The organism is Desulfosporosinus sp. SYSU MS00001, from assembly GCF_049943955.1.
In the GTDB taxonomy this organism is placed as follows: Bacteria; Bacillota; Desulfitobacteriia; order Desulfitobacteriales; family Desulfitobacteriaceae; genus Desulfosporosinus.
Genome location: NZ_JBNFTW010000009.1, coordinates 117698 through 134264, shown reverse-complemented (window position 1 = coordinate 134264; position 16567 = coordinate 117698). Strand labels below are relative to the sequence as shown.

Genomic DNA, 16567 nt, shown 5'->3' with positions numbered 1-16567 from the left:
ATGAAAGAGGGTAGTCGAAGGTGAAGGTGAGTTTTTATACCTCCCAAAGGGAGTACTTAGCTAAAAAGGACGAGTTTGATCGTGCCGTTCAGTCTGTTATCGAGAAAGGAAACTTTATCCTGGGCGAGCAAGTTGCTCAATTTGAAAGGGAGATTGAACAATATACAGGGGCTAGATATGCCATTGGAGTTGCCTCCGGGACGGATGCCCTGACGATAGCGTCGGACATTCTTGGCTTTAAAGACGGTAAAGAAGTTATTACATCGCCCTTTACCTTTCTTGCCTCGGCATCCTGCATCACTAAACATAAGGGACGACCGGTATTTGTTGATATTGACGAAGAGACCTTTGCCCTTGACGTTAATAAGATCGAGGAAAAAATCAATCCGCAGACCGTGGGAATACTTCCCATCCATCTCTTTGATCAAATGGCAGATATGGACAGAATTATGGATATTGCTCAGAATCACCAACTAAGGGTGCTGGAAGATGCGGCGGAAGCCTTTGGCATGAGATGGAAAGGCAAAAGCGGACAATATCGGCATGCGGGAACAATCGCTGATTTTGGTGTATTTTCCTTTTTTCCGACAAAAACCCTGGGTGGCTATGGTGACGGCGGAATGATCGTTACCAATGATGAGGAACTTGGGCGCAAAGCCAAGTTTTATCGGGTACATGGGGCATCTAAAAAGTACCATTATGACTATATTGGCTACAATTCACGCTTAGATACTCTGCAAGCTGCAATTTTGAGCGTCAAATTGAAGTATATTGATGATGCCATCAGCAAACGAGAGAAGATTGCGAAGCAATATATTGAAAGCTTAAGTGATTGTGAAGCAATAACCCTGCCCAAGATAAAAGGGGACCAGAAACAAGTTTACTATGTTTTTAACATCCTAGCTAAAAATCGGGATCAATTGGCAGAGCACTTAGCTAAACATGAAATAGGTTACAGTATTTACTATCCTCGTCCCCTTCATCTGCAGCCTTGTTTTAGTTATTTGGGCTATGCAAAAGGAGATTTCCCCGTCGCGGAGAGAGTATCAGAAAATATTATCGCCCTTCCCATATATCCGGAAATCACCAAGGATGAAGTGGAGTTTATCTGCAAGACGATAAAATCTTTTTATAAATAATCATGCTTTTATAGATCGGCTGTAACTTAAATACGTTAAGAAGCAACATAGGGATATGCCCTTACATTATAAAACTTTAACTCAGTTTTAAAGAATAGTGAAAGGAACTTGATCATGACAACTAAGAAAATTCCCTTTTCGCCGCCGGATATTACGGAAGAAGAAATTAATGCTGTAGCAGATGTCTTAAGATCTGGATGGATCACCACGGGGCCAAACTCAGCTCTTTTTGAAGAAGAACTGGCTCATTATTGCGGGACAGGCCATGCTGTTGCCTTAAACAGTGCCACAGCAGGCTTGGAACTTATTTTGAAAGTCTTGGGCATTGGCCGGGGCGATGAAGTGATCACCACGCCTTACACTTATACAGCCACTTCGAACGTGCTCCTCCACCGGGGGATTATGCCTACCTTTGTTGATGTGAAAAAAGACAGTTTCGCAATTGATGAACAAAAGGTTTATGAGGCGATTACCCCAAAGACTAAAGCAATCATGACTGTCGATATTGGCGGAGTTCCTGTTGACTATGAAGCCATCAGGGAAGTCCTAAAGGCTAAAAACCGACAGGATATTACCCTTATCTCTGACTCAGCCCACTCTTTCGGAGCCGTTTATAAAGGTCAAAAGGTCGGAGGACAGATGGATTTTCATGTTTTCTCCTTTCATGCCATTAAAAATCTGACAACGGCTGAAGGCGGTGCTATTACCTATAACGACAATAGTTTTCATGGGAAAGATAATTTATATAAAGAATTCAAGTATACTTCGCTGCACGGTCAGAACAAGGATGCGTTCGCCAAAATGCAAGCCGGGGCTTGGAAATATGATATCCTTACCGATGGTTTTAAGTGCAATATGACGGATATTATGGCTGCCATTGGTCGTGTCCAACTGCGCCGATATGATGAAATGTTAAGGAAACGAGCAGAACTTCATCAGGTTTATAGCAGTGTTCTCGGTGAAAAGGAATGGGCGATTCTTCCTTTCGACAGAAACGAAGTCATGGAATCCTGCCATCACTTGTATACCTTAAGGCTCAAAGGTTTCAGCGAAGACAAGAGAGACCGGATAATCCAAAAGATGGGCGAGAAAGACATCGCCACCAATGTACACTTTATGCCCTTACCTATGTTTACTGTTTATCGAAACCTGGGCTATAGACTTGAAGATTATCCTAACGCCCATGCCCAATATGCCAATGAAATCTCCCTACCCCTTTATTCGAAGTTGTCTCTGGATGACGCCCAATATGTTGCCGAGGAACTGATTGACTGCATTGAATCATTATAAAGTTAATATTAAAGATGCCCTTAGTTTAAAAAGGGGGCAGCCCGCGCATTCTATGTGCAAGGCTGCCTCCTTTTTATGCTATCGGACATATACTTTTCTTTAGAACATGAGAGCAACCAACCTGCCGCTTGTGCCAAAGTCTTCGTGCCGAGGTGCGAACAATTGGCAAACTGGTGTCATCGAGTGGCTCTCTAAGGTTTGCGGAAAAGTCTCCTGAATATTGGAAGAAAATAAATTATTAAAATTGTCAGTAAAATGCGGTGTCAAGATTGGTTTTCTTTAAATTGTAATATCAGCTGGCCGGGCTTAAGATGAATTTAACAAATCAAAGGAGGTATGGATATGTCGGCAAATGTAAGTTCCCTTGTCAGCGGTGGTGGAAAGACAAAAGCAAAGATCCAGAAATTCGGCGGTTTCCTGGCTGGAATGGTTATCCCCAATATCGGCGCCTTCATTGCCTGGGGGTTGATCACTGCTTTTGTTATTCCGACAGGATGGTGGCCCAATGCTTATTTAGCGAAAGTGGTCAGCCCGATGATTTCTTATCTATTGCCCCTTCTAATCGGTTATACGGGCGGCAAACTGATCTATGGTACCCGAGGCGGAGTTGTCGGTGCCATCGCCACGACGGGTATCGTTGTGGGAGCTTCCATTCCAATGTTTCTCGGCGGCATGATCATGGGACCACTGGGCGGTTGGGTCATTAAAAAGTTTGACCAACTTGTCGAGGGTAAAGTGCCAACCGGTTTTGAAATTCTGGTTAACAATTACTCGGCCGGAATCTTAGGAGCCTTGCTTTCAATCCTAGCCTATCTTGTGATCGAGCCTGTTGTCCAGGGTTTTTCCAATGTCTTAGGCAGTGCGGCTGTTGCTGTAACCAATGCAGGATTACTTCCCCTGATTTCGATTTTCATCGAACCTGGTAAGATCTTATTTTTAAATAATGCGATTAATCATGGTGTTCTAGCGCCTTTAGGAATTCAGCAAGTTAAAGAAGTGGGCAAATCCATCTTCTTCCTTCTGGAGACGGATCCCGGGCCTGGTCTGGGAATTTTAGCCGCCTATTGGTTGTATGGCAAGGGTATGATCAAGCAATCTGCTCCTGGAGCAATCGTTATTCAATTCTTAGGCGGTATTCATGAAATCTATTTCCCTTATGTACTCATGAAACCGTTCTTATTACTCGCCGTGATCGGTGGAGGAATGGCCGCTGATTTTACCTTCGTCGTGACCCATGCCGGATTAGTAGCTACTCCGTCACCAGGCAGTATTTTTGCAGAAATGGCCATGACTCCAAAAGGCGGGTTCTTGCCTGTAATGTTTGGGATCGCTGTCGGCGCAGTAGTTTCTTTCCTGATTGCTTCAGTTATTTTAAAACGGGATAAAACTGAAACCAGCGGAGAAGACCTTGTCAATGCTCAGCAGATGGTTACGCAAATGAAAGCTGAGAGCAAAGGACAAAGTAACGTACAAAAAGCCGTACAAATGCCAAAGCTGATAATATTTGCTTGTGAAGCTGGTATGGGTTCGTCGGCTATGGGAGAGTCTATTCTCAAGAAAACAATCAAAGATGCAGGTTTGACTATCGAAGTGCGGCATACGGCGGTCAATCAGATTCCCGCGGAAGCTGATGTTGTCTTTACCCAGGAAGGACTGGCAAACCGTGCGGCTGAGGTCGCACCAAAGGCAGAAATCGTCACAGTTAAGAACTTTTTAGATAAAACAACGTATGTGGAGTATGTCAACAGCTTAATTAAATAGGTTGTGAGAATGTGGAAGAATTAACTGTTCGGCAAAAGTTTATCATGAATAATCTGATGGAGAAAGGTCCCCTAACCCTTAAGGGCCTTTCTCAACAAATTGACGTCAGCGAGAGGACAATTTCCCGGGAGACTTCTGCCCTAAATGATTGGTTGAAGCAATACAAGGTACGTATCTCGGAAAGCGGAGGAAAGCTCTATGTTGACGGAACAGAACAGGATTTAATTAAGGTCAGGGAAAGTTTCAAAGAATTCCCCACTCTATGGCTGCTTACTCAGGAGCAGCGTCAAATCTTGATCACGGCCCAGCTTCTCTTAGCTGATGAGCCTCTAAAATCAGCTTATTTTAGTCATCAATTTAACGTGGTTGAAGGGACTATTAGTTTCTACCTGGACAAGATTCAAAGCTGGCTGGAAGATAAAAACCTGACTCTGGTTCGTAAAAGAGGGTATGGTCTGGAAGTCACAGGCTCAGACTGGTATAAGCGTAACGCTTTTGTTGATTTAATCTACAATTATAAGCCTCTAAGTGAGTTACTGACGTTTCTTTATGAAGACAGCAAAGATTATCTGCTGCTGGCCTTTTTCAAAGTTACCTTTGGAGAAGCTTTAACTTCTTTAACCAAAGATATCATGGATGAAATCAATGAAAATGTGTCTCTGACAAACGATATTAAGTTTTTCAGTGCGTATATCCACTTACTGCTGGTTATTAAACGTACTGAGTGCCAGAATCCCATTGAATTGCCCCCTCAATTGGTGCGGGATATAATCACCTCCAAGGAATTTGGCTTTATGACTCAAGTCCAGGAAATTCTTCGTGATTATGGGATTGATCTCCCGGAGAGCGAACTTGCTTATTTGGCAATTCACTTACAGGGCGATAGGAAGTTGTTTCAGGATGAGAATGAAGCTCAAAAGCTGGGTTTCGAGTTAGAAGATTTAATTCGGGAAATGATTTATCTTACTGAAAAAAAGCTTAATCAAAAAATCATTGGTGATGAAACTCTTCTTAATGGGTTAACTCAGCATCTTAATCCGGCCTTATATCGTTTGACAATGGGACTTGAAGTAAGAAATCCAATCATTAACGAGATCAGGCACTATTACGCCCAGCTATATAATGCGGTTTCTTATGCATGTCGGCATGTTTTCTCGAAATATAACTTAACGATTCCCAGTAATGAAGTTGGGTATATTACCATGCATATTGGCGCAGCTATTGAGAGACAAAATAAGCTTGAGAAAAAGAACAGGATGCTTATTATTTGTCCCAATGGTATGAGCACGGCTAAAATGTTGTATCATAAAATTCGCAATGAATTCCCTGAATTAGAAACCATTGACATCTGTTCTTTGCGGGATATGCACGCTAAGATAAAAGACGGCTATACCATGGTGGTTTCGACGGTTAATATCGAGCCTGAGATTGTGCCTGAGCTAACGGTCGTTTCTCCGTTTCTGCCGCAAGAGGATATTGAAAAAGTGAAAGCAGCTTTAACAAAGGCTGGCCAAGAGAGTGCTCTAAAAAAGAACATCTCGTTACCCGTCTGCGAACCTGACGAGCTGGAACAAGATTTGGAAACGGTCAATGTCATGCTGCAGAAGTTTCACTTGAACTCTCTGCAAGCGGAAACTTATCAAGACACGATTCAGGGTATTGTCCAAGGCATACACGAGGCTCATATTATCGAAGACAAAGCGCGAATTTATAATTTGATAGCTAAACGAGAAGAAAAAGGGAATGTAATTATCCCCGGCCGTCATATCGCTCTCATTCACTTTCGTGCGGAGGATATTCCCGAACCCTTTGTCAGTGCCTTTCGGCTTAAACATTTTATTGAAATTAAAGGATTCGGATACTCTTCTGAAAATATTGATACGTTTTTTGTCATGCTGGCACGCAAAGACGAAAGCAATTACCTTCTTGAGTTGCTTGGGAAAATCAGCGTTGCTCTGGTTGAGAATGATTATTTTGCTGAGGTTTTGCGTTTTGGTGATTTGAAAGATATACGCAGTGAATTAGTTGAAATCCTAAATAAGGAGGAAGAGTCGTGAATCAAGAGATCTTTAACGAAGACAATATACAACTTGGCCTGGTATCTGAATCAAAGGGGAATGCCATTTTAAGAGCCGGGGAACTTCTGAGGAAGAACGGGTATGTTCGAAGTGAATATCTGGAAGGGATGACAAAGCGAGAAGAGAGTCTGACGACTTATGTGGGAAATGGCATTGCCATTCCACATGGGCTTCCGGAATATATCCAATATATTCAAAAGTCCGGACTTGTCATGCTGCAATACCCTGAAGGTGTTGATTTTGGCGAAGGGAATATCGCCTATGTATTAATTGGAATTGCCGGTAAAGATGATGAACATCTTGAATTGTTATCGACCATCGCCTTAGTTTGCCAGGAAGAGGAGAATGTGACAAAGCTTAAACAAGCCGCAAGCAAGCAAAAGGTTCTGGAAATCCTTTCTGGCGGTGAGGCATAGATGATTAAAACTGTCACCTTGAATGCGGCGGTGGACAAGACAGTGGAAGTTCAAGATTTTCGCCTGGGGTCTGTCAACCGCATCACGAAACTTCAGATGGATGCCGGCGGTAAAGGCATTAATGTTTCTAAGGTTATTCGTGCCTTAAACGGCGAGAGTATGGCCTTGGGTGTCTTAGCTGGCCGCAATGGCGAGTTTATCCAGGCTGAGATCGAACACAGGGGTATCTCTCATGATTTTCTTTTTGTTCAGGGGGAGACCCGTACAAACTTAAAAATTGTTGATCCTCTGAATTCAACCTTTACAGATATCAATGAACCAGGAATCATGATTTCTGAGGCAGCTATTCAAGAGATTGAAGATAGGATCTTCAAAGACCTTGATTCAGAAACGAGCTTAGTCCTTTCCGGCAGTATTCCCGGTTCTGTGCCTTCTTCTATTTATCGGCGCTGGCTGGAACGGGCAAAAGCCCTGGGCGGAAAAACGTTTTTAGATGCTGATGGCGAACTGCTTCGTGAAGGGCTTAAAGCAAAGCCATATCTTGTAAAGCCTAATCGTCATGAGCTTGAACATTTTCTCGGTCAAAAACTCTCTGGTCTGGATGATATTGCCAAGGCGGCCCGCGATTTACTGAGTCAAGGGGTGGAAGTGATCGTCGTATCGTTGGGTTCGGAAGGTGCACTTTTCGCCTATCAAGAGCAGGTCATTCATGCTCAGGCCTTGCCCGTTGAAGTCAAAAGCACCGTAGGAGCAGGGGATGCTATGGTCGCTGCCCTGACCCTTGTTCCGCCGGGTGAGGATTATTTGCTTCGAGCGGTTCGCTGGGCAATAGCCGCGAGCGCCGCGCAAGTCATAACTCCCGGTACTCAACCGCCAGAGTTAGCTAAGGTGCTCTCTTACCTTGAGCAGGTTCAGTATCAGAGACTTGCTTGAGGCTAAGAGCAGATATCGTTATTAAATAGTAAGGCTCCCTTTTCCTACAAGTTCACTAGCTTCGCATCAGACGGATAATTTTGAAATTCGCTATTTAACATCAGGAGGGGTAATCAATGAAAACCAGAGCAGTACGCTTATATAATGAAAATGATCTCCGCTTAGAAGAGTTTGAACTACCGGAGATAACCGATGAGGAAATTTTAGTAGAAGTTATTTCTGATAGTGTCTGCATGTCAACCTATAAAGCAGCTATTTTGGGTAAGAACCACAAAAGGGTGCCTCAAGATGTCGATGTCCACCCAATTATCGTGGGCCATGAGTTCGCAGGCAATATCGTTAAAGTCGGAGAAAAATTAAAGGGCCAGTTTAAGGAAGGAAATAAGTTTGCCTTGCAGCCGGCTTTGAACTACAAGGGTACCATGTGGTCTCCCGGCTATTCTTATCGCTATTTTGGAGGAGACGCCACGTATAATGTAATCCCGCGGGAAGTCATGGAAATTGGCTGTTTTCTGAACTATCAAGGAGAAGCCTACTACGAAGCTTCTTTAGCGGAACCCATGTCCTGCATTATCGGAGCTTTCCATGCCAGCTATCATACGAGTATGGGAAGTTACGAACATCGCATGGGGATTGTCGAGGGCGGTAAAATGGCCTTATTGGCTGCCGCCGGACCGATGGGCCTAGGGGCCATCGACTATGCTCTCCATGCTGACCGCCGTCCTTCCTTGTTAGTCGTTACGGATGTTGATGAGGAGAAGCTTTCTCGAGCCCGCACAATTTTTACGGAACAGGAAGCTAAAAAATGCGGTGTAGAGTTGCTATTTGTCAATACTAAGGATGTTGAGGATGTTCCCGCTAAGCTGCGGTCTTTGACAGGTGACACAGGTTTTGATGATGTTTTTGTCTTTACGCCTATAAAACCCGTCGTTGAACAGGGCGATCAGATTTTGGGACGTGACGGTTGTCTTAACTTTTTTGCCGGCCCGACTGATCCGAAGTTCGGAGCGCATTTGAACTTGTATAATGTTCACTATGGTTCGACTCATATTATGGGTACTACCGGAGGGAATACGGAGGATCTTCTGGAATCGCTGAAACTGACGGAAGAGAAGAAAATTAATCCTGCCGTCATGGTTACTCATATTGGCGGTTTGGACGCCGTGGCCGAAACCGTTTTAAACTTACCTCATATCCCCGGAGGGAAAAAGCTGATTTATACGCACATTAATATGGAATTAACGGCCATTGAGGATTTTGCCAAGCTGGGTGTTAATAATACGCATTTTGCCTGTTTAGCAGATATCGTTGCCAACAATAAAGGGCTTTGGTGTGCCGAAGCAGAACGCTATCTTCTTGAGAAATGGAGGGCTAAATGATGCTAACTCGTGAATTAACAATCAACAACAAATCTGGTCTGCATGCGCGTCCGGCATCCCTGTGGGTGCAAACAGCCAGCCGTTTTCGCAGTAACATTAAAATTAAACATGGCAATTCCGTTGTCGATGGTAAGAGCATCTTAGGCATCCTTTCTTTAGGCCTGTCAACAGGGAGCGTTTTTGAACTCTTAGTTGAGGGCGAGGATGAAACAGAAGCTGTTGTTGCTTTGGAGAAATTAATGATTGATCTTGAATCCCAAGATAGGTAGGTAAATCTTATGGAAAACAAGATTTGGCATGGGCTTGGGGTTTCGGCGGGACATGCCGCCGGACCAACTTGGTTCTTGAAAGGATTCCAAGCAGAGACGGCAGGAGAAACTTCTCAAGGTTCTGTTGAGGAGGAAAGGGTACGTTTGCAACAAGCTGTCCTTCGTACTGAGCAGAATTTAACCGGCTTGGAAGAGAAGGTAAGAGCTGAGCAAGGTGAGGAAGTGGCTCAAATATTCGTTGCCCACAAGCTTTTACTCAGTGATCCTTCTTTTATTGGTGAGGCTTATCAACGCTTAGAAAATGGACAACTAAACGCTGAACAGGTTCTTCAGGAGGTAGCGGGGGAAGCTGTGCAAATGCTGCGGAGTTTGGAGGATCCCTATTTTCAAGAGCGTGCTGTGGATGTCCAGGATGTATTGGGACAATTACTGAAGAACCTTCAAAATGTTCAAGATGATGTTTCTGATCTCTTTCCGCAAAGCGGGAATTATATCGTTTTGTCCAATGAGTTGACGCCTGCTCAAACCATTGCCTTACCGAAGGATAGAGTGCTTGGCTTTATCGTTCGTCAGGGAGGGAAAACTTCTCATGCTGCCATTTTAGCTCGCACCTATGGCATTCCGGCTCTCGTCGGCGTCAACGATGGATGGGGAGATTTAACGGCTCAGAAATGGCTTGAACTGGACGGTGAGGAAGGCTGGGTTCAGGCATCAGCGGAAAACCAAGTTATCTTTGCTAACATTGATGCAGGAGAAGAGGTGATTTTCGGCGAGAATTCCTTACTCCAGGGGATGACTTTAGCAGCAAACATTGGCAGCCCGGGTGATTTGTCTCTTGTCCGGAAATTTAAGGCTCAAGGGATTGGCTTATATCGAACGGAGTTTTTATTTATGGGAGAAGAGCTTCCCAGTGAAGAAGATCAGTTGGAAGCGTATCGTCAAGTCATTGCCGACTGTTCACCCCACTTGACGGTCATCAGGACCTTGGATATCGGGGGGGATAAAAAAGCCCCCGCCTTAAACCTTCCGCAAGAAAAAAATCCTTTTCTCGGTGTTCGTGCCCTGAGGTTCACATTGCGGCGCCCTGAACTTTTTCGTCAGCAGCTGCGGGCTATTTGGCGGGCATCTGCTGCAGGGCCGACGGCAGTTATGTTTCCCATGATTGCCACTCTGGAGGAACTTGAACAGGCTAAGGAAAACCTATGGGCCGCCCGCGAGGAAGTATTACAGGCCGGTTATGAGATCGGAGGCCTTCAGGTCGGGATGATGATTGAAATTCCCTCTGCAGCTTGGCTGGCAGATAAGTTCGCCCCTTTGGTTGACTTCTTCTCAATTGGAACCAACGACTTAACTCAATATATGTTGGCTGCTGACCGGGAAAACCCTGAACTGGCTGAGCTTAATCAGCCTTATCACCCAGCGGTCTTAGGGATGATCGCCCGAGTCAGTCAAGCTGCGCTTGAGAAGGGGATCTGGACGGGAATTTGCGGCGAAGCCGGAGGAGACCCACTTTTGGCGCCCTTTTTCAAAGCGGTTGGTATCAAAGAGTTAAGTATGGCACCGGGTTCGTTAGCTAAAGTTCGAACTTCATTGGGAAAAATGGAGATGTCGGCGGAAGAACAAGAAACATTGGTTAAATCTGTGCTTGCTTGTGCCAGGCCCTCAGAGGTAATTAAGGTACTTCAATCATCTCAGGTAACTTAATCGTTGAGAGCATACAAGGTTATTTTGAACTCAGGAGGAGACTTAGACTGGTAACTGTTGAGCAATTAGTAGAGGAATTTGGCTTTAGAGTTATAGCCGGGCAGAGGGGTATGGATAAGGAAATAACCGATTACAGTCTTAAGCGCCCCAGCGCCGAATTGGTCGGCTATCTGACCTATTTGACTCCCCAGAGAATTCAAATCTATGGGAGCACAGAATTAGGGCTGTTTGATCAGCTTCCCCCTGAAGTGCGTCAAGAGAATTTGGCGAAGGTCATGGTTCAGGAAGTTCCCTGCCTTATCATCACTAGGGGATTGGCGATTCCTCAAGAATTTGTTCACTTAGCTGAAGCTAGAGGCATACCCCTCTTGGCATCTGACCGCTCTACGACGCAGCTCTACTATTTGCTCATTCGTTTCCTTGCCAATCGATTGGCGCCATCCACTCTGGTTCACGGTGTCTTGGTCGACGTTTTTGGGATTGGGGTACTCATTACGGGGGATAGCGGGATCGGGAAAAGTGAAACTGCTCTGGAATTGATTCGCAGCGGACACTTATTGGTGGCAGATGATGCTGTTGAGGTGCAGCGGGTTGATGAGGAGAATTTACACGGCAGGGCACCCCAAACCATCCGGCATCTTCTTGAGGTAAGAGGTCTCGGAATTTTGGATGTCACAAAGCTGTTTGGTGCAGGGGCTGTCCGCGAAGAAAAAGAAATTCATCTTCTTGTCGAGCTGGAAGAATGGCAAGAAGGGAAGTATTATGACCGCTTAGGTCTTGATCCTCCTCAAACTTCGACTATACTTGGTATTCCCGTCCCCAAAGTGACAATACCGGTTCGGCCCGGCCGTCAGCTTGCGTCCATTATTGAGGTCGCTGTCATGCAAAATCGCCTGCGAAGCAAACGGATGTAAGGAATTTCGCGTTTATACGAGCTTTTATGGAAGTGATATTGTAGGAATTGTGAGCGTACTCAGCAACAAAATAGGTCGATTTAAAAAGACTGTTATGAGCCGGCTGGTGGCCATAACAGTCTTTTTGTGCAATTACAACGTGTAGTTATCCGATCGTAAGACTCCCACTTCGACAAGTGGGAGTGGTTCCCATCTTTTGCTTTAGTGGGGGTAAAGTCCATCTTTCAGTGCGATTGCGTTTGTTAGGGGCTAGGCGCTTTCGACGAAAGTGTCCACAGGACACTTTCGTCACCGAAGCCCTGATGTTCAGCTGTAGCTCAACGAGTTCACTTCGTTCATACTTTCCAGCGATAAGTTATTTAATCTTTTATATCGACCAAAAATCCTTCTTGTGTTAGAACCTCGCAAACCTGCTGCAAAACTTCTTCTGTGGGCGCTTCAATGGTATGAAGATGCAGACCGCCGGTTAAAGACGACAATAAGTGCGCATGGTTTTCTGACATTTGGGCCATGAATTTCTTGACGTCCAAGCGGCTCTTTAATTGGAGCGGACGAAAAATATTCCCATATACAGAATGCTCCACTCCGACATCGAGTACACTAACGCCATGGTCAACTAAGATATTCAATTCTTTCTCCGTATCTAAAGGCGAATGACGACTATAAATGATTTTTTGCAGGCCTTTTGTGCGCAGATCTGAGGAATAGATATATCCTTGTGGCGTAGCAATCACCGGTTCCTCTGAAGCTCTCAGAAGGGCTATATCTTGAACAATAACCTGGCGACTGACTCCTGTGAGTTTGGCTAAGGAGGCAGCCTTGATAGGTTCCTTGGTGTCTTTTAAAAGTTTTAACAAGTGATTCCGGCGTTCTCGCCCCGATAAACCTTCTTTTTGGCTCATTTCATCACCTACTTTATAGTTGATTTTAATACGGGAGTTGAGAAATTGTCAAATGGTGTCTTGACACCTGTAAAGATATTGTGATAAAACAAAGTAAGCAATGAATCAAGTTCTTGCTAAAGGAAGGTTCATTACATTAGAAGTCCCATAGTTTTATGGAGAAAGAGGAAGTAATATGAAGATCAGTGAACGTTTAGAGCAGTTGCCGGTTTCGAGATTTCATTATGTTTTACTTATTACAGCGGGTTTAGGCTGGATGTTCGATTCGATGGACACTGGAATTGTGTCTTTCATTCTTCCGGTTTTGATGAAAGAGTGGCATTTGAGTCCGGAACAAATCGGAAACATTGGGAGCATCGGACTCCTTGGCATGGCGTTAGGAGCAGTAATTTCAGGGACTATTGCGGACAGGATCGGACGCAAAAAGGTCTTTGCCTTTACCTTAGTGGCTTACAGCATAGCGACAGGATTATGTGGACTATCTTGGAATCTGACGTCTCTGCTGGTTTTTCGGTTTATTGTTGGTTTTGGACTTGGCGGACAGCTGCCTGTTGCGGTTACCTTAGTCAGTGAATTTTCGCCAGTTAAACATCGAGGTAAATTTCTGGTTTTACTGGAAAGCTTCTGGGCCTTTGGCTGGCTGTTGGCTTCCATAATTTCTTATCTTATCATTCCAAAGTTTGGCTGGCCGATCGCCTTCTTTATTGGTTTTCTCCCGGCTTTATATGTCCTATTCCTCTGGCGATCAATCCCGGAGTCGCCGCGCTATCTTTTAAGCAAAGGGCGAATGCAGGAAGCTGAAGCAATCGTAGTTAAAATTGAAGAGGAATGTAACGTTTCATCAAGTAAGAAGCACTTATCTGAAACGGAAACTAAGGAGCTGGCGGAATCAGTAACTCAGTCTAATCAAGCGAAATTTAAAGAATTGTTCTCCCCGGCATTCTTACGGCGGACAATTTTTCTTTGGCTTTTATGGTTTGGGATCGTCTTTTCGTACTACGGGATTTTTACTTGGCTTCCTTCTCTGTTAGCCCTTAAAGGCTTTTCCCTGACTAAGAGTTTTAGCTATGTAATGATTATGACTCTTGCCCAGATTCCCGGGTATTTTAGCGCCGCTTATTTTGTGGACAAAATTGGACGCAAAACGACTCTCGCCCTCTATGTTGCGGGAACGGCAATTACCGCTTACTTTTTTGGACAAGGAGTCACTGCCTCGGCAATTCTGATTTCGGGATCGCTGATGTCCTTCTTCAATCTGGGAGCATGGGGAATTATCTACACTTATACTCCCGAACTATATCCAACCCATGCCAGAGCTACCGGTTCAGGCTGGGCAGCAGGCTTCGGCCGGATTGGCGGCATTTTAGCACCCCTCGTTGTTGGGGATATGATCGGGAAATTTCATCTCGGAACGGGATCAGTGTTTGGCCTTTTTACCCTTGTCTTGATCGTCGTCGTTTTGGATGTCGTTATTTTAGGCGAGGAGACAAAAGGACAGTCTTTGGAAAAGCTGGCCTCCGAGCAATAGAAGTGGAGATATAGCTGCAGCCAGTGAATAAACTGATGCCCTGAGGAATGTGATCTAATAAAAATCACTTCCTCAGGGCATCAGTATTTGTTGTTGGGCTCAAATATTTTGCCGGGTTGAGGACTTGTGTACTTCAGGGTTCAGACAATTTGGAGGCAGTTCTCCTTTCATTGCTGCTATAATGTTGGCTGCAGCAATAGTGCCCATTTTAGTGCGGGTCTCTATCGTAGCGCTTGCGATATGAGGGCAAAGAGTAACATTGTCGAGTTTGCTTAACCCTTCCGCCAGGTTTGGTTCCCATTCATATACATCGAGACCTGCCCCCCAGATCTCCCCGGTCTCTAAGGCTTTGACGAGGGCTAATTCATCAACCACCGGGCCACGTGACGTGTTTATTAAGATAGCTGTTTTTTTCATTTGCTTGAATTCCTTCTCGCCGATAAGATGAAATGTTTCAGGAAGAAGGGGAGTATGGATCGATACATAATCTGAATTCTGGAGAAGTTTTTCTATACTTACATACTGTCCGCCGGTTTCATGTTCAAACAGTGGGTTTGCCTTTTTTCCGGTGTAAAGGACTTTCATATCAAAGGCTTTCGCTCGTTTCGCAAACGACAGACCGATTCTTCCCGGCCCTATAATGCCAACAGTTTTGTTAAAGATGTCTTGCCCTAAAAACAGCATCGGTCCCCAACCTTCATATTTTCCCATTCGAGTATAGTTATCTGATTCGACAACTCTCCGGGCAACGGAAAATAATAGCGCCCAAGCCATCTCAGCCGTAGTATCAGTCAGCACTCCGGGAGTGTTGGAGATCATAATTCCCTGTGCTGTTGCGGCAGAAATATCGATGTTGTTATAACCAACGGCATAATTGGCAAAGATTTTAGCCCGGTTTGCTGCTCTGAGCACCTCTGCGTCGATCTGATCAGTTAGTAAACATAGAACAGCATCCCGTCCCTGAATCTTTTGCAAAAGTGTTGATTTCGGTAGAGGTTTCCCTTCGCGATTTACTTCAAGATCGCAATGTTCCGCCAGCATGTCCAGCGCCGGTTGGGGTATTTCGTTTGTTACGTAAACATTCCATTTAGTCATATTTGACCTCCGATTATGTAAGTTTTATGGACTAATAGTTAAGAGTGATAGTTTTTAACTATAAATTTAATATAAGGTATTATTTGCTTGAGTTCGAAGTTTATGTTCATTGAACCTTAGAACCTACAGATATTCATCGAATTTGAATAGTAATTTGTAATTAACGAGCTTTACCGCTTCTCCATGCAATGAGTTCACTCTTTTCGGGGAAGTTACTGGCCCTAAAATAGGCGCGGTAGAGTCAAAAAGGATTAAGATGCGGAACAACCTTATTAAATCATGCTCCGCAAACTGTTTACAGTCAAGGGCAACTATGTTGCACGTTAGAGTAATCAGAGCTTAAAATAAAGTGAGTTATTTTTCACGTACAGAATTGCTTTTTTAGTCAGAAAAGCCCTGATTACTAGCTTGTAATCAGGGCCTTTTGCGTGCGATTTTCTAGTTCATTCCTGCACTTTTTACCAACCTTCGAAACTTTACATAACAGCCTACTCGCCAGATCATCATATAAACGGTAGCCAATACTAAGGTTAGACACAATAAACTCATGGCAGGCATCAAATTATATAAAATATTCTTTAAGGCAAGACGTAAAATGATAACTCCCAAGAAGACAAACAGGAAGAACTTGTTTTTCTTAATATAGATTTGATTTTGTCTGAATTCATAATCAGTAGTCCATAAGACAGGAATAGCTAATATTCCTCCGAGAATAATCGTACTAAATACTGAAATTAATGATACTGAAGGTAAAACCAAAACACCAATCCGATTGACAAATAGTTTACTTGCCGTAAACGTTATGAGAGCAAGGTAGAGAATTAATGGATAAAAGATTGCTAATCCGTTATTTCCAATAGGTTTTTGGGTGCGTCTTGCTAAAGACCAAATGATCCTTATTATTATGACTCCGGCTACGATAAAGGGTACAATAGCATTCATTATTTCCTGCCTCCTAAATGGATTTTACTTTAAGATTTTTGCGCTTGAAACACTATTTATTCTAAGCTATTTGAGCAAATGATAAATCCATCTGAAGAATGAAATCGACATAATAGAACCTCTATCTATAGATAGAGGCTGTCAAAAGACCATTTTAAAAGGCAGTATCTATCTTTTGATAGAAGTCATTACTGTTAGTTTATGATAGTATTAATTT

At 44.0% G+C, this 16567-nt stretch carries 14 protein-coding genes; 11 read left to right on the top strand and 3 right to left on the bottom strand.

Translation table 11 applies throughout. The features are described 5' to 3' along the window. Positions 1-20: 20 nt before the first annotated feature. From ACPUYX_RS15990 to hprK, 10 genes are all read left to right on the top strand, one after another. Positions 21-1139 (top strand): DegT/DnrJ/EryC1/StrS family aminotransferase, encoded by a 1119-nt coding sequence (locus ACPUYX_RS15990; RefSeq protein ID WP_426380633.1) that lies wholly within the window; start codon positions 21-23, stop codon positions 1137-1139. 114 nt (positions 1140-1253) lie between these two features. Continuing rightward, on the top strand, positions 1254-2429 hold the full coding sequence (locus ACPUYX_RS15985) for a DegT/DnrJ/EryC1/StrS family aminotransferase (RefSeq protein WP_426380632.1): 1176 nt from the start codon (positions 1254-1256) through the stop codon (positions 2427-2429). 342 nt (positions 2430-2771) lie between these two features. Next, a complete protein-coding gene (locus ACPUYX_RS15980; RefSeq protein WP_426380631.1) occupies positions 2772-4190 on the top strand; it encodes a PTS mannitol transporter subunit IICB in 1419 nt (472 codons plus the stop codon). Positions 4191-4201: 11 nt separating this feature from the next. Beyond that, entirely contained in the window at positions 4202-6247 is a 2046-nt protein-coding gene (locus ACPUYX_RS15975) for a BglG family transcription antiterminator (RefSeq protein ID WP_426380630.1), read from the top strand. Continuing rightward, positions 6244-6684 (top strand): PTS sugar transporter subunit IIA, encoded by a 441-nt coding sequence (locus ACPUYX_RS15970; protein ID WP_426380629.1) that lies wholly within the window; start codon positions 6244-6246, stop codon positions 6682-6684. Before ACPUYX_RS15975 ends, ACPUYX_RS15970 begins: the two co-directional genes overlap by 4 nt. Beyond that, positions 6685-7617 carry a 1-phosphofructokinase gene (gene pfkB, locus ACPUYX_RS15965; protein ID WP_426380628.1) on the top strand — a complete coding sequence of 311 codons (933 nt, stop codon included), beginning with the start codon at positions 6685-6687 and terminating at the stop codon, positions 7615-7617. A gap of 116 nt (positions 7618-7733) precedes the next feature. Further along, a complete protein-coding gene (locus ACPUYX_RS15960; RefSeq protein ID WP_426380627.1) occupies positions 7734-8996 on the top strand; it encodes a zinc-binding dehydrogenase in 1263 nt (420 codons plus the stop codon). After that, on the top strand, positions 8993-9265 hold the full coding sequence (locus ACPUYX_RS15955) for an HPr family phosphocarrier protein (protein ID WP_426380626.1): 273 nt from the start codon (positions 8993-8995) through the stop codon (positions 9263-9265). The genes ACPUYX_RS15960 and ACPUYX_RS15955 overlap by 4 nt, the downstream gene beginning before the upstream one ends. A 9-nt stretch (positions 9266-9274) precedes the next feature. Further along, positions 9275-10969: a phosphoenolpyruvate--protein phosphotransferase gene (gene ptsP / locus ACPUYX_RS15950; protein WP_426380624.1), complete on the top strand. Its 1695-nt coding sequence runs from the start codon at positions 9275-9277 to the stop codon at positions 10967-10969. Beyond that, a complete protein-coding gene (hprK, locus tag ACPUYX_RS15945; RefSeq protein WP_426380689.1) occupies positions 10951-11883 on the top strand; it encodes an HPr(Ser) kinase/phosphatase in 933 nt (310 codons plus the stop codon). Before ptsP ends, hprK begins: the two co-directional genes overlap by 19 nt. A 359-nt stretch (positions 11884-12242) precedes the next feature. On the opposite strand, the gene ACPUYX_RS15940 is transcribed toward hprK, so the two are convergent. Continuing rightward, positions 12243-12785 (bottom strand): transcription repressor NadR, encoded by a 543-nt coding sequence (locus tag ACPUYX_RS15940; protein ID WP_426380622.1) that lies wholly within the window; start codon positions 12783-12785, stop codon positions 12243-12245. A 175-nt stretch (positions 12786-12960) separates the two neighbouring features. Here ACPUYX_RS15940 and ACPUYX_RS15935 point away from each other — a divergent pair, with 175 nt between their 5' ends. Beyond that, the gene (locus ACPUYX_RS15935; RefSeq protein ID WP_426380621.1) at positions 12961-14313 is read left to right on the top strand and encodes an MFS transporter; all 1353 of its coding nucleotides are present in this window, start codon (positions 12961-12963) and stop codon (positions 14311-14313) included. A gap of 99 nt (positions 14314-14412) precedes the next feature. Here ACPUYX_RS15935 and ACPUYX_RS15930 read toward each other — a convergent pair whose 3' ends face one another. Together ACPUYX_RS15930 and ACPUYX_RS15925 are read right to left on the bottom strand one after the other, a co-directional pair. Then, a complete protein-coding gene (locus ACPUYX_RS15930; RefSeq protein ID WP_426380620.1) occupies positions 14413-15408 on the bottom strand; it encodes a 2-hydroxyacid dehydrogenase in 996 nt (331 codons plus the stop codon). Between the two features lie 438 nt (positions 15409-15846). Continuing rightward, positions 15847-16350, bottom strand: a complete 504-nt coding sequence (locus ACPUYX_RS15925; protein WP_426380619.1) for a CcdC protein domain-containing protein — start codon at positions 16348-16350, stop codon at positions 15847-15849. Positions 16351-16567 lie beyond the last annotated feature (217 nt).